The 25,405-nt window shown below is 43.1% G+C and carries 21 protein-coding genes; 12 read left to right on the forward strand and 9 right to left on the reverse strand.

The genetic code is table 11. The features are described from left to right. Window positions 1-31: 31 nt before the first annotated feature. On the reverse strand, window positions 32-655 hold the full coding sequence (locus UH38_RS11440) for an FMN-dependent NADH-azoreductase (protein WP_045054778.1): 624 nt from the start codon (window positions 653-655) through the stop codon (window positions 32-34). Between the two features lie 196 nt (window positions 656-851). On the opposite strand from UH38_RS11440, the gene UH38_RS11445 reads away from it, so the two are divergent. Further along, on the forward strand, window positions 852-1,763 hold the full coding sequence (locus UH38_RS11445; protein WP_045054779.1) for a ParA family protein: 912 nt from the start codon (window positions 852-854) through the stop codon (window positions 1,761-1,763). Continuing rightward, entirely contained in the window at window positions 1,750-2,136 is a 387-nt protein-coding gene (locus UH38_RS11450; RefSeq protein ID WP_045054780.1) for a GxxExxY protein, read from the forward strand. The genes UH38_RS11445 and UH38_RS11450 overlap by 14 nt, the downstream gene beginning before the upstream one ends. A gap of 41 nt (window positions 2,137-2,177) precedes the next feature. Here the strand turns inward: UH38_RS11450 and UH38_RS24810 are convergent, their stop codons facing one another. The 8 genes from UH38_RS24810 to UH38_RS11490 all read right to left on the reverse strand — a co-directional run bounded on the left by UH38_RS24810 (window position 2,178) and on the right by UH38_RS11490 (window position 12,170). Next, the gene (locus tag UH38_RS24810) at window positions 2,178-2,594 is read right to left on the reverse strand and encodes a hypothetical protein (protein WP_052672350.1); all 417 of its coding nucleotides are present in this window, start codon (window positions 2,592-2,594) and stop codon (window positions 2,178-2,180) included. 121 nt (window positions 2,595-2,715) lie between these two features. After that, complete coding sequence (locus UH38_RS11460) at window positions 2,716-3,831, reverse strand: HhoA/HhoB/HtrA family serine endopeptidase (RefSeq protein WP_045054781.1); 1,116 nt, start codon at window positions 3,829-3,831, stop codon at window positions 2,716-2,718. A gap of 217 nt (window positions 3,832-4,048) precedes the next feature. After that, window positions 4,049-5,308, reverse strand: a complete 1,260-nt coding sequence (locus UH38_RS11465) for a M28 family metallopeptidase (RefSeq protein ID WP_235355205.1) — start codon at window positions 5,306-5,308, stop codon at window positions 4,049-4,051. A gap of 21 nt (window positions 5,309-5,329) precedes the next feature. Further along, a complete protein-coding gene (locus UH38_RS11470) occupies window positions 5,330-6,856 on the reverse strand; it encodes an HlyD family efflux transporter periplasmic adaptor subunit (protein WP_045054782.1) in 1,527 nt (508 codons plus the stop codon). Window positions 6,857-6,880: 24 nt separating this feature from the next. After that, entirely contained in the window at window positions 6,881-7,255 is a 375-nt protein-coding gene (locus UH38_RS11475) for a four helix bundle protein (protein WP_045054835.1), read from the reverse strand. 104 nt (window positions 7,256-7,359) lie between these two features. Then, on the reverse strand, window positions 7,360-10,302 hold the full coding sequence (locus tag UH38_RS11480) for a type I secretion system permease/ATPase (RefSeq protein WP_045054783.1): 2,943 nt from the start codon (window positions 10,300-10,302) through the stop codon (window positions 7,360-7,362). Between the two features lie 10 nt (window positions 10,303-10,312). Further along, complete coding sequence (locus tag UH38_RS11485; protein WP_045054784.1) at window positions 10,313-11,029, reverse strand: peptidylprolyl isomerase; 717 nt, start codon at window positions 11,027-11,029, stop codon at window positions 10,313-10,315. An 874-nt stretch (window positions 11,030-11,903) separates the two neighbouring features. Continuing rightward, window positions 11,904-12,170: a helix-turn-helix domain-containing protein gene (locus UH38_RS11490; RefSeq protein WP_052672351.1), complete on the reverse strand. Its 267-nt coding sequence runs from the start codon at window positions 12,168-12,170 to the stop codon at window positions 11,904-11,906. A gap of 778 nt (window positions 12,171-12,948) precedes the next feature. On the opposite strand from UH38_RS11490, the gene UH38_RS11495 reads away from it, so the two are divergent. The 10 genes from UH38_RS11495 to UH38_RS11540 all read left to right on the forward strand — a co-directional run bounded on the left by UH38_RS11495 (window position 12,949) and on the right by UH38_RS11540 (window position 25,404). Then, window positions 12,949-14,781, forward strand: coding sequence for a fatty acyl-AMP ligase (locus UH38_RS11495; RefSeq protein WP_045054785.1), 1,833 nt, complete (start codon window positions 12,949-12,951; stop codon window positions 14,779-14,781). Then, window positions 14,778-15,746 carry an acyl-CoA desaturase gene (locus tag UH38_RS11500; RefSeq protein ID WP_200892398.1) on the forward strand — a complete coding sequence of 323 codons (969 nt, stop codon included), beginning with the start codon at window positions 14,778-14,780 and terminating at the stop codon, window positions 15,744-15,746. Before UH38_RS11495 ends, UH38_RS11500 begins: the two co-directional genes overlap by 4 nt. 71 nt (window positions 15,747-15,817) lie before the next feature. Further along, entirely contained in the window at window positions 15,818-16,114 is a 297-nt protein-coding gene (locus UH38_RS11505; RefSeq protein WP_045054786.1) for an acyl carrier protein, read from the forward strand. A gap of 42 nt (window positions 16,115-16,156) precedes the next feature. Continuing rightward, window positions 16,157-17,569, forward strand: coding sequence for a hypothetical protein (locus UH38_RS11510; RefSeq protein WP_045054787.1), 1,413 nt, complete (start codon window positions 16,157-16,159; stop codon window positions 17,567-17,569). Window positions 17,570-17,740: 171 nt separating this feature from the next. Next, window positions 17,741-20,281 (forward strand): type I polyketide synthase, encoded by a 2,541-nt coding sequence (locus tag UH38_RS11515; protein WP_052672352.1) that lies wholly within the window; start codon window positions 17,741-17,743, stop codon window positions 20,279-20,281. Window positions 20,282-20,291: 10 nt separating this feature from the next. Then, window positions 20,292-20,630, forward strand: coding sequence for an acyl carrier protein (locus tag UH38_RS11520; RefSeq protein WP_235355206.1), 339 nt, complete (start codon window positions 20,292-20,294; stop codon window positions 20,628-20,630). Further along, window positions 20,627-22,465 (forward strand): TubC N-terminal docking domain-related protein, encoded by a 1,839-nt coding sequence (locus tag UH38_RS11525; RefSeq protein ID WP_045054788.1) that lies wholly within the window; start codon window positions 20,627-20,629, stop codon window positions 22,463-22,465. The genes UH38_RS11520 and UH38_RS11525 overlap by 4 nt, the downstream gene beginning before the upstream one ends. A gap of 7 nt (window positions 22,466-22,472) precedes the next feature. Continuing rightward, the gene (locus UH38_RS11530) at window positions 22,473-23,360 is read left to right on the forward strand and encodes an SDR family NAD(P)-dependent oxidoreductase (protein ID WP_045054789.1); all 888 of its coding nucleotides are present in this window, start codon (window positions 22,473-22,475) and stop codon (window positions 23,358-23,360) included. A gap of 1 nt (window position 23,361) precedes the next feature. Beyond that, entirely contained in the window at window positions 23,362-24,525 is a 1,164-nt protein-coding gene (locus UH38_RS11535) for a UDP-N-acetylglucosamine--LPS N-acetylglucosamine transferase (RefSeq protein ID WP_045054790.1), read from the forward strand. 48 nt (window positions 24,526-24,573) lie between these two features. Then, window positions 24,574-25,404, forward strand: a complete 831-nt coding sequence (locus UH38_RS11540; protein WP_045054791.1) for an SDR family NAD(P)-dependent oxidoreductase — start codon at window positions 24,574-24,576, stop codon at window positions 25,402-25,404. The last annotated feature ends 1 nt before the right edge of the window (window position 25,405 follow it).

Here is a 25,405-nt window from a genome sequence, read left to right on the forward strand (position 1 = left end):
AATGCGTGGGTGAGGAATGCAAAATATTGTATTACCAGCTAGCTACAGCTTGGGTAATAGTGTTACTGGCTTCTGTTAATGACTCTTTGCGCCCTTCATCTCCGCCCATATCCATGTTATCGGCGTGGATAAAAGTGATGTCTGTTATCCCTATTAAGCCAAAAATAGCTTTTAAGAATGGTACTTGATAATCGTAGCCAGCCGCAGGGGTTCCTGGGCGATAACTACCACCGCTAGAGGTGATTATTAGCATCTTCTTGTTGTGTACTAAGCCTTGATAGCCTTGTTCGTTGACTGCAAATGTGCGATTAACGCGGACGATTTGATCGATGTAGGCTTTGAATGTAGATGGTACATTAAAGTTATACATCGGTATGCCAAATACATAACGATCTGCGGCTAATAGCTCATCTATCAAGGTATCGGAGGTACTGATAGCCCTTTGTAGTTCGGGAGAATGTGTTTCTGGTGCTGAGTAAGCAGCAGCAATCCAAGGCTCGTCTACATGGGGTACTGGATGATGTCCTAAGTCTCTGTAAGTGACTGTATCTTGAGCATGGGCATTTTTCCAGTCAGTAATAAATCTATGGGTTAGGTTGCGTGAGTGCGATCGCTGTCCGCGTGGACTAGAGTCTATATGTAGTATATGAGCCATGAAATAAATAATTTAACATCAAACTAATTTAAAATATCATTACCTAATAGCTTGCCGTGTATATCTAAAGACAGGAAAATTGCCTAAATATCCCAAGCCAGGTAAAGTCTATAAAGCCAGAAGGGGCGCAAAGCTTTGCGCCCGTACGGGATTTTATCCTATTGAGTAGTGGTGTCATCAGTAAAGGAATTGCAGCATGGGGTATATCATTGCAACTGCAAATATGAAGGGTGGAGTTGGGAAAACAACTTTGTCTGTTAATTTAGCTACTGCCTTAGTAAAAGAGCATGGCAAGCGAGTTTTAGTTGTAGATTTAGATACACAAATTAGTGCTACTTTAAGTTTGATGCCACCGCCTGAATTTGCCAAATTTAGAAAACGCAAACAAACTTTGCGCTATTTGGTAGAGCAAATTATTAATCCTGTCGACGATCCCAAATTTTCTAGTCAAGATGTCGTTCAACACGATGTCTGCAATCTCAAGGGCTTAGATTTATTGCCTGGAGACATAGATTTATACGATGAATTTGTTGTTTCCCAGATGCTTTATCAAGAAGCTATTGATTTGGGCAAGTGCGAATTTGAAATTGTTTGGAATCGGTTTGAAAGATTTTTGTTAAAAAAAATATTAGAACCGCTCGTTCCTGAATATGACTTCATTATTTTAGATTGCGCCCCTGGTTATAACCTAATGACGCGCAGTGCTTTGGTTGCCAGCAATTATTATATACTACCTGCTAAACCTGAACCTTTGTCTGTAATAGGAATTCAGCTATTAGAAAGACGTATTATTAGTTTAAAAGAAAGCCATAAAAACGAACAATTATTAGACGTAGCTATGCTGGGTATAGTATTTACTATGTCTGGTAATTTAATTACAGGTAGATACTATCGGCAAGTTATGCAAAGAGTCAATCAAGACTTTGGTGCAGGCAAACTTTTCAGCACTAATATACCGCTAGATGTGAATGTAGCTAAAGCTGTTGATAGTTTTATGCCTGTGGTTTTGAATAGTCCTAATACTGCAGGGGCAAAAGCTTTTAATCAGTTAACTCAGGAGTTTTTAGAGAAGTTGAAAATAGTGGCGAACGCAGATGGACGCAGATGAACGCAGATGGCAGAATGTAATAACGGAGCAAGTTATTGGGTGTGCGTTTAAGGTAAGTAATGCTCTGGGGGTTGGTTTTTTGGAGGAGGTTTATGAAAATGCCTTGGTGCATGAGTTAGGTAAAAGTAACTTGCACTACGAGCAACAAAAAATGCTTCAAGTCTGGTATGACGGCATTGTTGTCGGCAACTACAGGGCTGATTTATTAGTTGAAAGGGCTGTTATCGTTGAGTTAAAAGCGGTAACAGCACTCGATAGCAGACACTTTGCCCAATGCATGAATTATCTTAAAGCCACTGACCTAACTCTAGGTCTACTTATCAATTTTGGCAACACAAAAGTAGAGGTAAAACGCATCGTCCGCAATTTCTAATCTTATCTGCGTTCATCTGCGTCCATCTGCGTTCGTTATTACTATCTACCACCGCGATCGCGTTCTAAATCATAAATCGCTTTTTCTGCTGCCCAATTAGTAGACTGATTGGGGTGATTGCGTTTAATTTGAGCTATTAAACGGCTAGCCGTTGCTTCGTCGTTGTGCAGAAGCGTCAGCAGTCTTTTCCGCAGTTTTGGGCTAGCTTGGTCTACACCAGTAGAGCTAGGTTTATTTGCCTTTTTAGTGGCTAAGATAACGCCCGTCGCCGCAGTACCGCCGACTAATGCTGCTGTTAGTAACGTGTTAACGCCACTGTTATCATCTGGTTGATTGGGATTGGCTAATTGACTTGTTTGGATTTGGCGATCGCTAGTTGTTAAAACTGGGATTTCGATTGGTATTTGGGTGCTGGCAATAATGGCTATAGCAGCACCTAGAGGTAAATATTTCAGCATCGTTATTTCCTAGATGTGCGTAAATGTGTTGTTAGGCTCCTAACTAATAGGAGCCATTAGCCAAAGTCAAGCCGCAAAGCGGCAATTCGTAATTGAATTGCTGTAATTACGAATGCGCGAATTAGGTAGGAAATTCGCCTGGGCGCACTGATAATGCTAAACTGCGACCGTTACGAACAACTGCTAAAGGTAGGTTGCTACCGATTGTACTAGCATCCAAGGCTTGCTGGAGTTCTTCGGCTGTTCGGATCGATTGATTGTTAATCTGAGAAATTACATCGCCAGCTTGCAATCCGGCTCTAGCTGCTGGGGAATTGGCAACTACATCGATAACTACAACGCCTCGATCTGCTTGTACTCGAATATTGCTACGAGGATCGCTATTTAGGCTTTCTTTCAAACTTGGTGTAATTGTTGCCATCTGAATGCCTAAATATGGATGACTTACTTCACCACTTGCAATTAACTGGTTAGCTATTCTTTGCGCTGTGTTAATGGGAATTGCAAAGCCTAGTCCTTGCGCTCCACCAATTATCGCTGTATTCATACCAATTACTTGCCCTTGTTGATTTAGCAAAGGTCCGCCAGAATTACCTGGGTTAATCGCAGCATCAGTTTGAATAAAACTAACTCGCTTGTCTGGCGCTCCGATTACCGAACTAGAACGCCCCGTACCGCTAATAATCCCTGCTGTAACGGTATTGTCTAGCCCTAATGGGTTGCCTATGGCGATCGCCCATTCTCCTGCTTTAAGCTGCTCTGAGTCACCAATTCTTACGGTTGGCAAGTTAGCAGCTTGGATCTTGATTGCTGCTACATCTGTCAGTTCATCTTTGCCCAATACTTGACCTGTAAAGTTGCGACCGTCTTTTAAAGTGACGCTAACTCTATCTGCTCCGTCTACTACGTGAGCGTTGGTTAAAATTAGTCCATCAGATTTGATAATAAAGCCCGAACCCGTACCTCTTAAAACGCGATCGCTACCGAAGCGCGATTCTCTACTTGTATTGCGAGATGAATTAATCCGCACTACAGCGTCTCCTGTTCTTTCTACCGCTGTAGCAATAAAATTAGGCGCTACGTTGCTAGGTATAGGCGCAGGTAATTGGGCTATTGGTTGCTCTGATATTTGAGCTTTGGATGGAAAACTTTGTACCCCGATAAATGTTCCTGCTGCTCCAGCAAATACCAAAGCTAAGGCGCTAGCAGATTTTTGGATAGAAAATTTTTGAGACATTTTGTGCCTAATTGGTAAGTGAATTAAATCCCCTCAAACTATCTCTCACACCTGAAACAGTGACCAGTGACCTAAAACAGTGACCAGTGACCAGTGACCAGTTTAATGCTCTGAAATGGTCTGTTGCTGTTGGTAAAGTAACTGCCTTTAATCTAAATCGTAGCCGTGACGAGTACGAAGTTAGCTGATTGCTAAAGTTCGGATTTCCACATCGGCGTTACTGACTGCTAATTTTGCTGGCAAGGTTAAAACCTAAACGAGCAGTTTCATCAATTAGCCTGGCATCTACCTGTTTGTCACCTGGCTGATGGTAGTTGGGATCCTGACCTCGGTAGAAGAATAATACTGGTACGCCAGCGCTAGCAAAAGGAGCGTGATCGCTACCTCCCCGACTGCCAAAAGTGGAGACTTGAGGAGCAGTAGTTTTAGCTAATTTGGTTAAAGACTCAGTTCCGCCTACTAGCAGGCGATCGTTTATACCTACCATGTCGAAGTTCAGCATCCCCTTTAACCCCTTGAGGAATTCAGGTCGAGCTTGGCTTACAAAAGCCCTAGAGCCATGCAAACCATCTTCCTCGCCATCGAAAGCCACAAACCAGGCTTGACGAGCTAGAGGCGTTTTTGCAGCTTGACGCGCGATCGCAAGTACCGCAGCCGTACCCGATGCATTGTCGTTTGCTCCTGGTGAATCTACAACTGAGTCATAATGACCGCCTAAAATTACCTTGGGTTGAGTTACTCCTGGTAAATGAGCGATTGTATTGCGCCCTGTGACATTGCCCTGGCGAGTATTGACAGCAAGATTTGCTTGACGCAGTTGGTTAGCTTGCAATAGGGAACTGCCACTTTTACCGGAAAGCCCTAACACGGGAATTTGGACATCTCCTCCTAACGTGCCATAGAAGTTACCAGGCTCGGTATTAACAATAACTAACCCGACAGCCCCAGCTTTGACGGCATTTTGCGCCTTGTTCAAAAAGCGGATTTCACCGCGCTTGACAATTGCGATCGCACCTTTGGCATCTACAGCCGCGAAATCAGCTTCCCTACCTGCATTGGGTACGACAACTAAGCGAGCATTAGGCGTTCCAGCTTGGGAGCCATTTAGAGCTATACCCTCGATTGTCTTACCATCGACAGTCAAATTTGAGCCTAAATCTGTAAATTTAGGGTAGGTAAAAGTCTGAACTTTAACTTCGTAGCCAGCTTGACGATACTGCTGTTGTAAATAATTGCTAGCTTTTTCTGTTGCTTGAGTTCCACTGGCTCTAGGACCGAAATTGACTAAAGCTCGAACATCGCTATTTTGATTTTGCTGGAGAGTTTGGGCATCAATTTGTTGAGCGCACCCTGCAACTACACCAAAACTTATCATACTTGCACCAGCAACCAGCAATTTAAGCGATCGCCCAAGTTGCACTGTATTGTCTCCTATTAGATATCTTGTAACTCCTATTGTGCTTGACCAATGTGACACGAGTATGTCGCTGGTATGTATTTATCGGATATTTTGCAAACTCTCGACGCTCTTGGTAAACAAATCGGTAAAGATACTCATGACGGTGCGATCGCGTACTTTAATATTGCCATTGACGCTCATGCCCGACTGTAAAGGAACAGCCCGTCCATTAACTAACAAAGACTGACTTGCTAGCTCTACTTTAGCGGGAAACCTATAAAAATTATGCACCTGGTCTGGTGGTAATGCATCCGAACCGATCCAAACCAACTTACCTTTGATATCGCCAAACTCGCTAAAAGGGAATGAATCAATTCGCACGTCTACATTCATGCCTTCTTTGACAAACCCAATATCTTGATTGGTAATAAATACCTTAGCAATCAATGCCTCATTAGGAACGATCTTCAAAAGCGGTTGACTGTTATTTGTCACATAGCCAGGAGTATGCGCCTGCAAGTCGAACACCGTTCCATTAGCTGGAGCCTTGATTTCTTCGTACTGTAAAGTTAGTTCGGCAGCATCGATTTGACTATCAATTTCGGCAATGCGGTTGTTGTTGTCTACCATTGCTTTTGTCAACTGACTGTCAATTTCGGCAATGCGTTGATTGTTTTGGGCGATTTGAGTGAGTAATTCTTTGCGGTTTAGAGTCTGAATATTTTGTAGTTTGGAATTACCTGCACTAATTTCTGACTTTAACCTTGCTTGTTCTTGAATTAGCGCATCAGCATCGGCTTGTGCTGTCTCGACTTCCTGTTGCTGCTTCAAATACTGAATCTTTGATATTGCTCCAGTCTTAGCTAAAGGACTAAGATCCTTAAGAATTGCCTGATTCATCGCTAGCTTTTTACGCGCGCTAGCCAGGCGGACATCGTTTTGATTTAATAGCGCTTTTGACTGTTCGACTTCTGAATTAGCAGCTTGGGTGCGCGAGTTTAATTCTGCTGCATCCGATTGTAAGCGTTCGATTTGTTGGCTATCGAGGCGAGAACTAGCTGTTTCGTCAAGCCCCGCGCGGTAAAGTTGATTTTCTGCTACCAATGTAGCGCGACTTTTGGTTAGCGAAATTATTTCTGGTGGTATTTGCTGTCGTACTTGAGTTGGCAGAAATGCGATCTCTCTATTGCCGTTAAGTTGAGCAGTATAAAATTGATTTTCTTGAGTAAGAGATGTGCGAATTTTTTGCAGTGAAGCTTTTTGAGATTTAGCCGCGGTTGAATCTAGGCTAACTAGAGTTTGTCCTTTGCGGACTATTTGCCCATCGCTGACATGAATTGCTTTAACTACGCCACTAACTGGAGCTTGGACTTCTTTAACTGTGCCAGTTGGTTCTAGCTTCCCTGTAGCTGGAATTGCTTCTTCTATTTTGGCTACAGATGCCCAAACAACTGCCGCTGTAGTAACTCCCATCAATAACCATAGTATCCATCTCGACCACAGGGGGGATTGTTGGAGGATGACAGGTTGGTCAAAGGCAGCAGGGGAAAGGTTTTGGGGTTTTACGTTCTCTTGAGTGTTATTTGTTAGAGCGTTTTTAGTGCCGTTACCATTATTTAAATTCATTGCAAAAGCAGGGAGAAAGAAGGTTTAAAGAGATTTATTGAGTGCTTGGATTTGAATTGCCAGCATCCGGCTCAATTTTACAGCCGAGTTATAAAGTTCTTCGCATTCAGCTTGTTCTATATAGCCGACTTCTAGGGCTACTTTCAAAAGGCTGCGGACTGCTGCTGTAGAGCCTTTGGCAATCTTTAAAAAATTTATATACTCTCGGCGAGAATAACGTTCAAAACCTACAGCAATGTTTGTCGAGATGGATATGGATGCACGCCGCAATTGGTCGCATAAGCCCAAATCCTGACTGAGTTTGTCACCCTGCGTCAACAAATATACTTGTTGAACTAACTCAATAGCTCTTGTCCATACATATAAATCCTCAAAAGTTTTTATTGGCTTTTTTTCCATTCCTTGCCCCTGCTTTAAACGCTGACCAGTTAGTAATAGGTACAAGCCCCCAAATTTATTCGTTGCCAATCGAGAAATTGATTGATTATTTAACTGGTCACTGGTCACTGGTTACTGGTCACTGTTACAGCCTCCTGCTGTTGATACAGACAATAATAATGCCCTTTAACTTGCATTAATTCGGCATGGGTTCCCTGTTCGCTGACTCTTCCTGCATCCATCATCACAATTACATCGGCGTGTTTAATTGTTGCTAAACGGTGGGTAATGAACATAACTGTGCGCTCACTAAATACATCTGCTAAATTCAGGCATACTTGGCGTTCGCTATGATAGTCTAAAGCACTGGTAGCTTCGTCTAAAACTAATATTTTCGGGTTTTGCAGTACGGTACGCGCGATCGCAATTCTTTGTCTTTGTCCTCCTGATAATGCCGCTCCCCTTTCTCCTACTCGCGTGTTATAACCTTGAGGTAAGGACATAATAAAATCGTGGGCGACAGCTACTTTTGCTGCTGCGACAATTTCCTCTTGTGTCGCGTCAGGATTAGTCAGAGCAATGTTTTCTTGCACTGTACCGTCGAATAATAAGGTATCTTGCAACACTACTCCGATTTGACTGCGTAATGAATACAGTTCTACCTTGCTGATGTCGTAGCCATCAATCAAAATTCTGCCCGAATCAAGTTCGTACAAGCGCGGTAGCAATTTGGTTAACGTACTTTTACCTGCGCCGCTTAAGCCCACAACGCCGACAAAAGTACCACTAGGAAAGTCTAGATTGACATTTTTTAGCTGCTTTTCGCCACTGCTGCTAAAACGAAACGATACAGATTCGTACTGCACGCGCCCGCTAATTTCTGGCATGGGAATATTATCCTTGCCTGCAACTTCAATTTCTGTAGGCGTATCGAGAATGTCGCCGAGGCGTTCTAGAGATAAAGCAGTTTCCTGAAAGTTCTGCCACAGTTGAATTAGTCGCAGCAGTGGGCTTGTGGTGTATCCGGCGATAATCCGAAAAGCGATCAATTGCCCTAAAGTTAAGTTGCCTTGCAATACTAGATAAGCACCTACCCACAGCAGCAATAAACTTGATAGTTTGTTTAAAAAATTGCTGATGGAACTTGCAGTAGTTGAAGTTAAGGTACTGTTGAAACCTGCACTGACATAACGAGCATAACGTTCTTGCCATTGCCAGCGCGATCGCAATTCTATATTTTGGGCTTTGACTGTCTGAATTCCCGATACTACTTCTACTAAATACGATTGAGTTTCGGCATTGCGTTCGGCTTTGGTACGCGCTTGATTTCTGACTATCGGCGCAGCTACTAGGGTAAGTAAGGCAAATAACGGAACTGTAGCTAAGGCAACAATGGTAAGTAAGGGGCTGTAAAAGATCATTACTACGATGTAAATGACCGAAAATACAGCATCTAAGACTACAGTTAAAGCTGTACCTGTCAGAAATTGGCGAATATTTTCAAGTTCCCCTACGCGGGTAGCAAGTTCTCCTACTGGGCGGCGTTCAAAATAACGCAAGGGCAAGCGCAATAAGCGATCGATGACTTGTGCGCCCAATGATAAGTCGATGCGGTTAGTCGTATCGACAAATAAATTAGTCCGCAAGCTAGTAATAACGGCTTCAAATGTCGCTATGACGATCAAAAAAATGCCTAAGACGTTGAGAGTTTCTATACTGTTTTGCGCTAAGACGCGATCGATGATGACTTGAGTAACCAAGGGATTCGCCAAGCCAAATAATTGCACAAAAAAAGAAGCAATAAATACTTCTAGTAATACTTTGCGGTAGCGGTAGAGAGAAGGTAAAAACCAAGAAATGCCAAATCGCCTAGTAGGCGTATGGCTAGTAGCTTGCAGTAACAGCACTTGCCCCGATTCGCCCCAAGCATCCACAAAAGCGGCTATTTTCATTTCTCGGATGCCAGTTTCGGGAATAGCTAAAACTATTTGCTCTTGACTTGCTTTATAAAGGATGGCGAAAGAGTCTTGCCAAGGGATCATCGCCGGAGTGGGTAAGCGGCTAATAGTAGAAGCTGGAATATTTACTATTTGGGACTTTAAGCCTATTAATTCGCCTACAGCGCCGCATAATTGCAGCGAAATACTGCCCGTACGTGTAAATGAGTTAGTTAAAGAGCGGCGCAGCACGTCGCGGCGAAAGGGTATGCTCAAATGTTGAGCTACCATTTGCAAACAGGCGAGTGTTGCCTCTACAGGTCCTCTGGCGTGGATATAAGGGTATTTTATTTTTGTAGCGCCCTTTTCTTGTGATTCTGGGTATTCGGGCGCATAAGGTATTTCTGACAGTAGGGTATTGGGAAGGCTACTTTTTTCTCTCTGTTCATATTCTTCCGGTAAATGCAACCCCACTAAACGCGCATTACCAGGAGGCGATACTTTGATATATTCTCGCTCCAAAGTTGGTACTAAGCGGCTACCGACAGCAAAGTTAGTTGTTCCTCCACTTAGCAACCATACCTTGTTTGGCTCTAAGGAATGTAAGGATGTTTTGCCAGGTGGTAAATTGAGTACGGTAGCTTCCTTGCAAGCTGTTAAAGCTAGTTCTTTGAGGTTGGTATTTTTAGCAGCGCTGCGATCGCCCTCTAATAAGTTGAATACCTCAATCGCGCTGCTATGCTCGTAAAAGGCAGCAGCAAATTGCGGTTCGCGCTCTAAAAATTCTAAAAAGGTTGTAACAGGTAGTGTCAGGCAAATAGCTTCTGTGGATGCTAAGGCTGTTTCGCAGGGTACTTGTCTAATTGCACTTACCCACCCAAATATGTATCCTGGTTCGACTAATTCTAAAGTCTCCGGTGCGTTGGCTGGATAACAAACAACTCTTGCTTGTCCTTGGTAGAGAATAGCAATATATACAGGCATTGCTTCTCTTCTGACAATTGCTTGTCCCATCCGGTAGCGCAGCAATTGGCATTTGGCAGCTAGTTGCTCTCTAGTTTGGCTGGGCAAAGCGTCAAATGGTGGCGTACTGCTCAAAAATTGCGCGATCGCATCTATATTAATATCCATAATCGCTAGATTACTGAATGCCGCACTGCTTAATTTGCTCTGTCAGCCAAGTTTCAAATAATTTGTCTAGTAGTTTTTGTTTCATTGCTTCATCTAGTTGCGCGGGTATAAATTTTTCTAATCTGACAACTACATACCACTGCGCTAAACGAGTTGGTGGTATGAGTTTACCAGGTTGAGCGTTGGCGAGCATTTGCGCTAAGACGGGGTGAGGTGTACTTAATTCTACAGGTCCAATAATTCCCCCTGTTTCTGCTTCTACGCCTTGAGAGTATTGCGTCGCACATTCGGCAAAGGTTTGTTCTCCTGATTGAATGCGGAAATACATTTCTTGGGCAACGAGTGCGTCGCTATGACGCAAGATTGAGTAGATTACCCGATCGAGCTTTGATTTGTGGTTGAGAAAGTAGGCTGCTAATTTCTCGCCCCAAGTTGTCTGTTTGAATTTTTCTATCTTGCGATCTCGCGTAGCGGCATCATATAACTGCTCTTTTGTCAAGCCATAATACTGCAAGTAGGCTTGGCGTTCGGCTGCGGTTGTCAGTTGATATTTGGCGTAAAACTGTTCTAAGGCTAAATCTTGTTCTTGAGGGAGAAGTTCTAGATCGGCAATAGCGGAGTCGATCGCTATCTGGCGGTATAGCTGAGGTAACATTTGATAGCCAGCTAGCAAGGGAATAACTTCGTAGCCTGTAATTAGGCGATCGCCGACGTGAAGCAGTTGCATCTAAATTTTGCGAAAAGATGTTGGGCGTAGTGGCGCAGATAATTGACTGATTTTCTTAGTATATCTGGTAGTTTGATAACTAAAGAATACAGAGATTGAAAATTACTTCAATTTGCTCTGTTATTACAGTGATGCACAGCCCGTTTTATTCAAATATATAGTATCAGTATTGTTAAGCAAATTGCGCTCGATATTTAATTTGTTTTTTCACATCATAGATAAAACTAATAGTTAAAGGTAGCTATTAGTTGGCAATACCATATATTTGTACTACTGATTTTTGTTTGCTCGCTTAATAGCGTAAGTGAAATATTTTCCGCAATCCAATCTCAAATTTTATAGCTGTCATTATTAAATTCGGACTCTTAATACATCGGAAGTTTTTATTTTTAGGCAATTTAGCATATTTTCTGGCATCAGCAAATGCTTCTGAATGCAAAATATATCTAAAGGAGTAAATATTAATAAGTATATTTGTGATCTTTTACACTATAACTTTAATAAAGGTGCATAAACGTAGCCGTATAATTCTACACAAAAGTATTGAAAGTTAGATGATGGCAGGTTTTCAGCTATCCCTGAACTAATAATGGTTATTAACTATACAGAAACAGAGAAAATTTAGTTTTATCATTCTAAATTGTGCCAAAATATACTCTACCAACTCTATGTGTTGTAGTAGAAAAATTGTATACTTGATTACGAGATAAGTTAGATTGGCTTGCATCCTTATATGTCCAACAAGTAATTAATAAGTAAGCGATCGCCATGATTCTTTCTATTTGCTAGTTCTGAAGATAAGAAGAACAATTTAATTAAATATAAAATGCCGATAGTGTTGTGGTATTAACGGTTATATTTCCTGCCAACAAGCTTAAGTGCGGCTACGCTTCCTACCTCTACCTTTTTGTTCCCACAAACCTCCCAAGCCTAGAGTATTCCAGCGTTCCAACGTATTTCGCACGCTATGTTCGTGCCAGTCAAGAAACTGAGCAATTTGAGGTGCATTCCAACCACGAGCATTAAGGCGAATTGCTAGCGCTCTTTGTTTTATTCGATGTGACACCCCTTCAGCATAACTGAGTTCTTTGAGGGTGCGATCTTCTTCCTCACTCAACATTACTCTAATTGCTGCAGGCATATTTAGCACGTTTAACTCATCTGAAATCCATCTTATATTTAATTTAATAGATTGATTTATTGGTAAATATCTACCCAGAAAGGATATTTTTTCTTTTATCTTATAAATAATTTTCGTGAACTACTTATTAACGAACAGATAAATACCAATCTGCACCTTGAATTCAACCTATTGAGCATTTATTAATAACTATTAAAATTCATTTATGTCTGCAAAACAAAATGAAATAAAAGTTAAATTTGCCTCTTGACAAACAAAAATATTACGATAATCTGAAAAATAAGTAGAAACACTTGTTGACTGTTGCTCCTACCCGAAGCAACGATCGTGCATTGTTTTTGCAGCAACAATTTAGCTTGAATTTTGCTAATCGCACTTTAATCTCTGAATAAGGAAGTCTTAGGAGTGGTTTTGGACAAATATGTAGCAAAGTGCGTAATGATACATTTTTTCTACTTCTAAATAACCTAGTATGTTAGGACAGAAATTAGTGTCACATTGTTATTAAGCCTTTCACCAAGCTAATAAAGCAAGAAAGGGCGACTGTTAAACAGTGCAAGTTTGCATCTACCTAGCAGATTTTTTCACTCAAGCTTATCCGTTAAATTGTCAATATTAATTGATAGCACAATGGAGAGTGACTATAGGCAGTAAATAGCCTTAAATTTGGGCAAAGGCAAGTGATGTAAAGGCTGATATACATTACTCTATCTTCACATAATTATTTGCTATTTGTGCCAATAACCTCTAGTAAATTGAATTGACCAAGGAGTATAAAATGACTGCTTGCTTCGATTATTTAGTGGAAACTGAGAATAATTTTTTGCACATGGTAGACCTCTTAAACTACCGAGCGCAAAATAATTCCGACCAAACAGCCTATACTTTTTTGCAAGGTGGAGAGGTAGAAGCAGGCAGTCTGACTTACCAACAATTGGCACTTCAAGCACGAGCGATCGCAACTAAGCTGCAAGCGCTCAACGCCAGCGGTTCCCGCGCCTTATTGCTATATCCGCCAGGGTTAGACTTTGTTGCTGCCTTCTTTGGATGTTTGTTTGCCAACGTAATAGCAGTCCCCGCTTATCCTCCCCGGCGCAACCAAAATATGAATAGGTTGCAGGCGATCGTTGCTTCTTCGCAAGCAGAAATAGCCCTTACCACTACATCATTACTAGGTAACATAGAGGCTAGCTTTGCCCAAAGTCCAGAGTTATCTCAGTTAACTTGGTTAACTACCGATGATATTGCCAGCGACTTAGCAGAGGCTTGGCAAGAGCCAGCAGTAGATAGCAATACCCTTGCCTTTATTCAATACACATCAGGTTCTACAGGTACACCCAAGGGTGTGATGGTTAGTCACGGCAACTTGCTGCACAATTTGGCATCGATTCATCAATGTTTTGCCCATACACCCGATAGCCGAGGGGTAATTTGGCTGCCACCTTACCACGATATGGGGCTAATTGGCGGCGTGCTGCAACCTCTCTACGGCGGCTTTCCCGTCACGTTGATGGCATCAGTAGATTTTTTACAAAAACCGTTGCGCTGGCTGCAAGCAATTTCGCGCTATCAAGCAACCACTAGCGGCGGACCTAACTTTGCTTACGAACTGTGCCTGGCGAAAGTTAAGCCAGAACAACTCGAAAGTTTAGACTTAAGTAGCTGGCAAGTAGCGTTTACTGGAGCAGAACCAGTACGCGCCCATACCCTAGAACGGTTTGCAGCTACCTTCGCGCCTTGCGGCTTTCGCAAACAAGCATTTTTGCCTTGTTATGGTATGGCAGAAACAACATTAATCGTCACTGGGCGATCGCAACCAACTCTACCTGTAATTCACCATGTCGAAGGCACAGCCCTAGAGCAAAATCGCGTAGTAAATGCTAAAGGGGAAGATGGGCGATCGCTAGTTGGTTGCGGACAAAGTTGTGCAGATATGAAAATTGCGATCGTCGATCCAGAATCTTTGACGATATGCCCCAAAGATACAGTAGGCGAGATTTGGGTATCAGGTGCAAGTGTAGCCCAAGGTTATTGGCAGCGCCCTAAGGAGACGCAAGAAACTTTCCACGCTTATTTAGCAGATACAGGCGCAGGACCTTTCTTGCGGACAGGGGATTTGGGCTTTATCCAAGAGGGCGAGTTGTTTGTAACTGGGCGACTCAAAGATGTGATGATCGTGCGGGGACAAAACCACTATCCTCAAGACATCGAACTGACGGTAGAAAAGAGCCATCCGGCGCTACGACCTGGATGTGGAGCAGCATTTTCTGTAGATATTAAGGGCGAGGAGCGTGTAGTAATCGTGCAAGAAGTCGAGCGCAGTCACCTACGAAAACTAGATGTAGAGGAGGTAGTAGGCAATATTAGACAAGCGATCGCATCTCAACACGCTTTGAATATATATGCCACAGTGCTAGTTAAAACTGGCAGCATCCCTAAAACTTCTAGCGGAAAAATACAGCGCTATGCTTGTCGCGCTGGGTTTCTCACAGGTAGCTTAAATGTCGTAGAAGATTGGAGCGAGAATTTGCAAGGCAAAGCCAAGTTCCTCAACTTGCAAGCTGAAGTCGAGTCTGTATTTCAGAAACTAGCAACTGAGAAACAACTATGAGCGAAGATCGAGACATTATTCCCCTCGACCAATGTCAGATGTTGCCGATCGCTAGTTCTCCTTTACCTAGCCAGAAACTAACGATCGCCAACGATTATCTCCAGAATATATACAGGCGGGTAGCTTTAGTCACAGTCACAATTCCTTGTCTGGGTGTAGTAGCCGCAATCGAACTACTTTGGAATTTAGGCATTGGTGCAGTAGAAATTGGGTTATTGCTGGGTATGTACGCTGTAACTACCTTTGGGGTGGAAGTAGGTTTTCATCGCCACTTCTCACACCATGCCTTTCAAACTACTACTAGCATCAAAGTTATTCTCGCCATCCTAGGCGCGATGGCAGCGCAAGGTGGAGTAGTTTACTGGGTAGCGCATCACCGCCGCCACCATCAATATGCTGACGTGCCTGGCGATCCGCATTCACCACACCTACATGAAAATAGCCTGCGCGGCTTATGGCACGCGCATCTAGGCTGGACGTTAAATGGTGAAGTAACAAACTCAATGGTCTTTGCTAGAGACTTATTGCGCGATCCAGTTATTGCCAAAGTCAATCAGTTGCAACAAGTTTGGGTAATTTTAGGTCTGGCTATTCCTACTATCATTGGTGGTTTACTAACAATGACATGGATGGGAGCTTTCGAGGGCTTGATTTGGGGAGGATTAGTGCGAATTTTTCTCGCCCACCAAGTTATTAACAGCACCAACTCGATTTGTCATCTTTATGGTAGCCGTCCCTTTGATAGTAGCGATCGCAGTGCCAACAACCTCTGGCTAGCTATCCCAAGTTGGGGACAATCGTGGCACAACAACCATCATGCTTTCCCTAATTCAGCAGTTGTCGGACTAGATTGGTGGCAAATTGACTTAGGTGGCTGGGTAATTAGGCTACTAGAAAAATCGGGTTTAGCTTGGAACGTCAAAGTACCGACAGCAAGCTTAATAGAGGCAAAAAGAAGTATTTAACAAGGTAATAGATTACGCCCAGATTTCAAGAGGGCGATCGCAAAAACCAATTGGATTGAGGAATCTAAAAAATGGAAGTTCAGAATCTTGCAGTTAACGAGATGGTAGATAGTGCTGCCAAACTGCCCGCAGCAGCAGAAATTCAAGATTGGATCGTCAATTACTTAGCAGATTTATTAGAAATAGAACCGGATGAAGTAGATGTAACTATTCCTTTCGATCGCTACGGTTTAGATTCATCAGCAGCAGTAGGTATGACTGGCGATTTGGAAACTTGGTTAGGCAGAGAACTCGATCCCACTCTTTTGTACGATTACCCCACAGTTGAAGCTTTAGTACAGCATATTAGTTCGCAATCTCGCTCTTGAACGCCAAAAAACTAGCAACTACCAGTATTTTGAGAGAAACCAATGATAGCGACAAACTTAGAGTCAAAAGTCCAATTTCCACCGCGCACAGAACCACCGCAAACAAAGCACGCCAAGATCGTCGAGAGAACTTATCACAACAACAAAGACTCAGATTACACTGAGAAACTCAAAGAATTAGGCGAAAATTTCAACTACGCTAGCAACAGCAACTATTATTGGAGCAATCCCGACCTTTCGCTGTTGTATGGAACTCCGCTTTATGATGCTGTTTCACCTAGCCAAAAACTAGCTCTCAACCATCTTTATTGGGTTGGCAACTACAACCACACAGCAGTCAGCGAAGCAACGACCAGCATCTACAACATGGTGACTACAGGAGTATTCCGCGCCGTTGGCGGTTACGATACTCTGTGCGACGAACTAGAATTTGAAACCGAACAGGAAAGCCACCACATTCGTACCTTTCAAAGAATTGGTTTCAAGACAAAGATGGCTATAGTGGGTAAAACCATCTTGGGAAATTCCCTGTATGGCACAACCAGTAAAGAAGATAGTAGTTGGGTAAAACGTTTAACCCCTCAGCCAATCCGCGAGTTTTTCGTTTCCAGTCAAGGGAGTTCGCCCTATACAATTTACCGAGATAGTGCCTTAAGTGCGATCGCTAAAACAATGCTGGGCGACAAAAAACAGTATTATTCCCAGTATCTCAAAGACTTAGATGCCAGAGGCGAACCAGTACCCGCACCAGCAGATGGTTTGGGAGGCAGAATCGCCGCCCGTCATTGGTTGCGCTTCTTTACCATTCACTGGGGCATATCGCCATTTATGGCGTGTCAGTATTACTCTTTGCGCTACACAGCTAACGCCATTCTCAAAAACCAAGAATATCCCTACGTTAGGTATTTTCGCGAGTTAGAGCATAAAGGCGAATACATCCCCACACCAACGGCTGTTTCCAACTATCACTTATTGGACGAGGCTTTTCACACCACGATCTCGCAGACGATCGCCAAAGATATGTATAAAGATTTCCCCAAACCAACAGCATACGAGAAATTCGTAGCAGGTCAGGCAATCTACATGATGCAGCGCAATCTATTGAGCGGTTTATCTGGCGTATTTCCAGGTCGATGCGTCTACGACGACCCTATGTTGATGGTCTTTTTCCTCAAGTTATTAAAGTCGCCCTTATTTGGGATGGAAACCAAAGAAGCACTCAACTGGATGGAACAATGTTTCTGCCAAGAACACGAAGGCTTCAACGTCGCTCTCAAGTATCATGCCAGCCTTCTAGAATCGATGCGGAAATTATTTGGTCGCCTAGATTACCAATGGCAGATCAACCGCGAGATGGGTGTAATGGCAGCAGGCGGTTCAATTAGCAAAGCCCTTGAAAACAACCATAAGACATTCAAAGAATTCTCCCAAACAGTCCTAGCACAAGAAAGCTAGAAAAGAGAGACAAAGAGGACAAAGGGGATGAGGGGATTGATAGCGCAATCTCCAACTCAAAACTTAAAACTATTCCCTCCTCTCCTCCCTCCCCTGCTCTAATTACGAATTACGAATTACGAATTACGAATTAGACCACTCCCGATCCCCCTGTAATCCCCCCTCTTCAACATGGAACCTATCGCAATTGTGGGCATTGGTTGCCGCTTTCCTCAAGCACAAAATCCTGAAGCATTTTGGCAACTATTACGTAATGGCAAATCTACCATTGCCGAAGTGCCGAAAGACCGCTGGGACATCGATCGCTTCTACCATCCGAGTGCAGACACGCCAGGAAAAATGAATACCCGTTGGGGTGGTTTTATCGAGCAGGTAGATCGCTTTGATGCCGAGTTTTTCGGTATTTCTGCTGATGAAGTCGAGCATTCCGATCCCCAACAACGACTGTTTTTAGAGGTCGCTTGGGAAGCACTAGAAAATGCCTCAATAGTGCCAACTAGCTTGGCTGGCAGCCAAACAGGTGTATTTATCGGTCTTTGCACTGTAGACTACCATCGCTTGCTGTATAAAAATTTCTCTCAAATTGGACTGTATAGCGGTACGGGGACAACTCCTTGCATTACCGCTAACCGCTTATCTTATTTGTTGGATTTGCACGGTCCTAGTATGGCGGTAGATACGGCTTGCTCATCTTCTCTAGTTACAGTCCACTTGGCTTGTCAAAGTCTGCGTAGCCGAGAATCAAATCTGTGCCTAGCAGGAGGAGTAAACTTAATTTTGTCTCCAGACTCGACTATTTCCTCTTCCCAAACACGCCTACTATCGACTGAAGGACGTTGCAAAACTTTTGATGCTAGTGCTGATGGTTATGTTCGAGGCGAAGGGTGTGGAGTAATTGTCCTCAAACGCTTGAGCGATGCTGTCAAAGATGGAGATAATATTCTGGCTTTAGTTAGAGGTTCGGCTGTTAACCAAGATGGATTGAGCAATAGTTTAACCTCGCCTAACGGACTTGCACAGCAGTCAGTGATTCGCCAAGCTTTGGCAAATGGCAACGTGCAACCATCAGAAATTAACTATATCGACGCTCACGCTGTCGGCACATCTATCGGCGATGCGATCGAGTTTAAAGCTTTAAAAGCCGTGTTGATGGAGGGTAGAGAACTGAACCAACCTTGTTTGATTGGTTCAGTCAAAACAAATATTGGGCATTTGGAAGCTGCTGGCGGCATATCTGCATTAATTAAGGTAGTTCTGTCTTTGCAACACGAGGAAATACCGCCTCATCTGCATCTGGAGCAGCTTAATCCTTATATTTCCCTAGAAAACACGCCAATTTCGATTCCTACAGAGTTGCAACCTTGGTATCGTGGCAAACGAAGTCGTTTAGCTGGAGTTAGTGCTTTTGGTTTTGGTGGAACTAACGCTCACGTAGTTTTAGAAGAAGCACCTGTAAATTCAACCATATGCAGAGATACAGGCGATCGCCCAAGTCATGCCCTCGCTCTATCAGCAAAAAGCGAATTGGCATTGCGATCGCTAGCAAAACGTTATGAAGCTTATCTAGCTACTCATCCTGAAGCTTCTCTCGCCGATATCTGCTATACAGCCAATACTGGGCGGACTCATTTTGAACACCGTGTTTGTATTGTGGCTGAATCTATTGCCCAGTTGCGCCAACAATTGAGTGCTTTTATTGCTCTTAAGGAAACTACCGGATTATTTAAAGGTAAAGTCAAAGGCAGAAAGCGCCCCAAAATTGTCTTTTTATTCCCTAACGATGATGTCAGCGTACCCGATTTAGGGTGGCAGTTGTATCAAACCCAACCTACATTCCGTCAAGAAGTCGATCGCTGTGCCGCTATTTTGCAACCAGATGTGGAAACATCTTTTTTGGAAATGCTGCATCCGGCTATTAGCGATCGCAATGACTTAGCTGTATTTACTGTAGAGTATGCCCTAGCCCAATTGTGGCAATCTTGGGGTATCAAACCCAAGACGGTTATGGGGTACGGCGTGGGTGAATACGTGGCTGCTTGCATTGCTGGAGTATTTAGCCTGGAAGATGCGATCGCTCTTGTTGCTGCTTGCACTCAACTACAAGCAGCTAACTTGCCAGAGGAGACAAAGATCGAAGCTTTTGCCAATGTTGCCAAACAAGTAACCTACAAACTTCCCCAAACTCCCCTAATTTCTAGTTTGACTGGCGAATTGATTGCTGACGAAATCGCAAATCCTGAATATTGGTGCAAGCATTTGTACCAGCCAGGAAAAATTACTGCCGAGACAGGCGACTGCTTGTTTTTGGTACTTGCCTCTCTTTTACCAGAGATGGGAGATTACCTATCTAATTGGGGAGAACAAGGAGATGCTTGGCAAGCAATTGGCTCTAGTTTAGGAGAGTTGTTCGTACGCGGTGCAGCTATTGACTGGCTGAGTTTTGACTGCAATTATATTCGCCGTCGTTTGCAACTGCCAACTTATCCATTTCAGCGTCAGCGTTACTGGTTTAAAACTCCGGAAAACGGACATCAAGAAGAAATCGCTTGGCAGCAAATGAGTCAAACCCAGTATGTTAACCCCCAATTGACAGAAGAGCAACATATTGCTCAGTTGTTAAAGGAGACTGGCAACTTTTCTGAGGCGCAAATGAAGTTAGTGCCAGAACTTTTAGAAATATTAGCTCAACAACGCAGACAGTTAAGTAGTTGAGAGTAAGGGCGTGCAGCCCTTACATATTGCATTGCAGCCCATAGGAGCAAACATTTTGGAAGAACAACTTACCGCAAAACAGATGAACGCAGAGGAGGTTCAAGATTGGTTGGCAAACCAAATTGCCGAACAGTTGGGAACTGATGCTGATGAAATTGATATCCGCGTACCTTTCGATAGCTACGGCTTAGATTCCGTACAGGCGATGAGCATTGCTAACTTTGGCAAACAACATTTGGGGTTAAATATTTCGCCCTTGGTGATGTGGAATTATCCCAATATCGAATCGCTGTCTCAATTTTTGGCTGAAGAACTAGCTCAAGCAAACTTAGAAACTTTTGAGATATGAATGCAGCAGAACTTTTGACTAACCTAACCGAGCAAGGCGTTAAGTTGTGGGCTGATAATGACAAGTTGCGGATTAATTCGCCTAAAGGAATTTTGACACCACAACTGCAAGCAGATATCGCCGCTAGTAAAACAGAAATTCTCACCTTACTGCGCGATCGCTCATCAGACGATACCGCAACAGGACTGAGTTTGCAAACAATTGGGCGTTTGATTGGTGGTTATACAGATAAGTCTCCCTTGCAGTTCAAGCCACCAGTTGTCGATCCGCAAGTAATGGCAAAGCAGCTAAAAATTACTTTTCGCCCTTTACCTAAAGGATTCGGTCGTCCTACACTGCTCAAGTTTAGAGAAGAATTAGAACTCAAATTGCAAAACTATGGAGTGAAAGTAGTCTCTTGGGAAGAAGCCACAAGAGACTTTCGCTATGAAATTGATATTCCTCTAACTAAGTGGAAAAAAGCTATCCAAATGAGGGTAGTTAAAACTGATATCGATGCAGTAATTGATGTTGACAGACAACCTGCATCGCTCATAGATAAATTTAAAAGTTTTGCTGCCGAAAAGCTCTATCAATTTTATTCTCGCTTTATCTTAAAAAATCAAAAAGCCTCAGCAGCAAAAATTGTGCAACTAATTGGCTGGGCTGAAGACCATACAATGCAACGGCTTGAAGATCCAACTTCTACTCAAGTTATCTTGCTTGCCGATATAGATAAGCAGTTTGTCAATCCAGAAATTCCTTACGAGCAAAAGATTAATATTGGCGTAAATACTCTAGTTAAAACATTCTCTGAGGTTGTAATTGGCGTATCTGACAAAGATATTTCCATCTTAAATATGAATCTTTCTGATTCAGTCTTTCCTAGAGAAGATTTCGATAATTTTGTTGTCAAGTCTTTAATTCCTAAGATATTTGTGCCGATCGCACCTTTACCGCTAAGTCGATTTGAGGTTGAAAAATACTCACCTACTCAATCGAGTGCGGCGCAAAAATTAGCCCAGTTGAGCAACCAACTAGCAACTACAGGCTTATTTCCCGCAGGATTTAAGCTCAGTGAAATAGTTAAGCGTCAATCGCACCGAGATATTGTTGACTCTATTGTTAATGGTAGATCCGGCGTTTCTTACGGCTTTGTGGCGTATGCAGAAGCACCACAATATGTAGGTAAACTAGAAATATCTGCGGCTGAGTGGGAAGATTTATCGCCTGTAGCTGGATTTAGTCAAGATGAAGTCAGGCAAAACGCAATCGGCAGACGCTACCTAAAGACAAAGCTCAAAAACAAAGATATATACAAGCAAATACCCGATATTTGGCTAGTAAGCTCTCGATCTGGGGCAAATAAGACAAATTTAGACCCAGAGCGCGATTTACTTAGAATTGGCTTGCAAGACAAGCTACATCTGCAAATCCCTACAGGCATAGATCCGGCGGTAGTCGATGTCAAACCATCTTACGATACCTACGTCATGGTAGCGATCGCTCTTGCTGCGGCTCTATATGCACCTGAATTAATTAAAGATGGTGCGCCTATGATTCATTTTCACGGCTATCCATCTGCTGAGTGGTTTGAAGACAACGAATATTGTTCTGGAGTTGATAACCCTTCTGTGCCTTGCGGAACTTACGAATCAGGAGTTTTCAACTTTTTCAATATTTACAACTTGGCACAACAAAGCGACAACATCGCCTTAGCTTGCTTAATCGAACCAGATCACGGCGCAAACATCATCACCCGCGATTTACCTTATCTCCTCGCCAAACTTCAAGATTCAAGCAAGCGATCGCAAATCGAGTTAGGCGGCAAACACTTTGCTTCTCTAAGTAGGTAGAGCAATTATGTCTAAAACAGACTTACATCACCTCAGTAATTCCCACTTTGCAGGTAAAACCGTACTCCTAACAGGAGCATCGCGGGGTATTGGGGTACATATTGCCCGCGCCTTAGCAGCCAAACAAGCTACTGTAATCGGCGTTTCTCGTTCTGCTGAGGGGTTAGATAAAGTCTGCGAGGAAGTCAATAATTTAGGTGGCAAAGGTATAGCTATTCCCTTTGATATCAGCAAGGTATCAGAACTACCAAAGTTGCTACAACAAATCGAGCAGCTTGGTGGAGTTGACATTCTCATTAACAACGCTGGAGTAGAGATGTATCGGGCTTTTCCAGACTATTCCCTTGCCGAAATGCAGTCAGTGTTATCCATTAATTTAGTAGCAGCGATGGAGTTAACGCGCCTGGTACTGCCAGGAATGCTAAATCGTGGTAACGCTCATATAGTTAATATTGCCTCTTTAGCTGCCAAAAAAGGACATCCTTACGACAGCATTTATTCTGCCAGTAAAGCAGGTTTATTGATGTGGGCTGATGCTTTACGGCAAGAATTGGCAAGTACGGGAGTGGGAATTTCTACTATTTGTCCGGGGTATATTTCTGGGCAAGGCATGATGGCAGATACAGGCATACCTGCACCGAGTTTAGCAGGTACATCTACACCGCATCAGGTTGCGATCGCTCTGATAAAAGCCATAGAGCAAAACCAAGGCGAAGTCATCGTTAATAGCGATCCTATTACCGCAAACTTAACCAAACTATTATTGGCAATTTCTCAATTTTTCCCTAGTTTTGGCGATACTACCAATCGTTTGCTAGGCGTAACCAAGCTCAATCGCCTGCGGATAGAAACTTCTCGCCGTCATCAATCTGAGCTAGTCAAAACAGAGGCATGAGATGAAAAAAGTAATATTCACAATCTATGACATGGGCGGCGGACATCGCAGCACTGCCAATGCCTTGAAGGAAGTAATCGCCCAACGCAATTTGCCTTGGCAGATCGAGGTATTAGAAGTTTTTAAAGAAGTTTTTGGCACAAATACGCCTCAATATTATTACAACAACTTTGTCCTGAAACAGAAGTGGGCAAAAACTATAAATGACCCCCTAGCTGTACCCTTATTCAAGTTGCAAATTCGTCTCCGTCATAGTGCTTGGCGCAAACGCTTGCAGAATTATTGGCGGCAACATCAGCCCGATTTAGTAGTTTCCTTGATGCCACTGGTAAATAAAGTCCTGTATGAAAGCTTGCGCTCAGAATTGCCCAAGACTCCTTTTGTGACATCGATAACTGATTTTGCTGATTGTTCGCCTAATTTTTGGATAGAACCTCAAGATCAGTTGTTAATTTGTCCTTCTGCACGCACAGTATATCAGGCAGATACTTATGGCTATACAGATAAACAAATTTTCTCTACTTCAGGAGTAGTTATTCATCCTCGGTTCGATCGACCTGTAAATTGCGATCGCATTTTAGAACGGCAGCGTTTGGGGCTAGACCCAGATTTACCTACAGGCTTAGTAATATTTGGGACTCAAGGCTCCAAGGAAATGATTGAGATTCTCGAACGGTTAGAGAAGTCGCAGCTACAGTTGCAACTAATTTTTATCTGCGGGCGCAATGAGAAGCTAGCGAGTATTTTGCGATCGCGTCCTAGTCGTTTAACTAAATTTGTTGTCGGCTTCACCAGCGAAATTCCCACCTATATGCACATCTCCGATTTCTTCATTGGCAAACCAGGAAGCGTCGGTATTAGCGAAGCTATAGCCATGAAGTTGCCAGTAATTACCGAATGCAACAACATTACAACTTTATTTCAAGAACGAGCTAGCGCCGATTGGCTGGTAGAAAAAGGCTTTGGCATTGCAGTCAATAACTTTAAAGATATAGATAAAGCTGTCGCTCACCTAATCGAACCCCAAAACTTCGTCCGCTATCGCACCAACGTTACAGCCTACAAAAATCGCGCAGTCTTTGAAGTTGTAGATATTTTAGAAAACATCTTAAAAGCCCCATTAGCGGCAGAAAAAGGCAAAGAGATAGAAAAGATCCCCCTGTAATCCCCTTGTCTCCTTGTCTCCTTGTCTCCTTGTCTTTACACATAAGTCATGAAAACCATAGCAGACAAATTAGTAGTTCTAACTGGCGCATCTGGGGGTATTGGCGAATTTATTGCGCGGGCGCTAGCCAAAGAGCAAGCAACTGTAGTTGGTATTTCTCGTTCTCCAGCAGGTTTAGAGCGCGTAGGTGCAGAGGTTGAGGCGCTAGGCGGTAAATGGTTGGGTATTCCCTTTAATCTCTGCGAATTAGACAAATTACCAGACTTGGTAGCGCAAATTCAGCAGCTAACAGGTCGTCATATCGACATTTTGATTAACAATGCCGCAATCGAGAAGTTCCGACCTTTTCAAACCTATACCTTAGAAGACACTCAATCTATTCTTACAACTAACCTGCTCTCACCAATGGAGTTAACCCGTTTGGTGATGCCAAGTATGCTAAAGCGCGGTAGCGGTCATATTGTCAATATTTCCTCTGGTTCTGGCAAAAAAGGAGCGCCTTTCAACAGCATTTATTCAGCTAGTAAAGCGGGGTTAATTATGTGGTCAGATGCAATTAGGCAAGAATTAGCCGATACCAACATTGGCGTATCAGTGGTTTGTCCTGGCTGTACCAATGCTGGAATGTATCTAGCGTTAGGGCAAATAGCTCCTAGCGCCGCTCAGATTACCGAACCTACAGAAGTAGCAGATAGAGTGCTGCAAGCGATCGCCCAAAACCAGAAAGAAGTAGTTATAGACGGATTTAATCTTAAGTTTCTGTTTGCCATGTCACAGTTTTTCCCGCAATTTGGCGACATGGTATTTCAAAAACTAGGGGTAGTTAAGACAAACCAAAGCTGTGCCGAATATCAGATGCAAGCACAAAAATTAGCATAGC

This window comes from Aliterella atlantica CENA595 (assembly GCF_000952155.1).
Lineage (GTDB): Bacteria > Cyanobacteriota > Cyanobacteriia > Cyanobacteriales > Chroococcidiopsidaceae > Aliterella > Aliterella atlantica.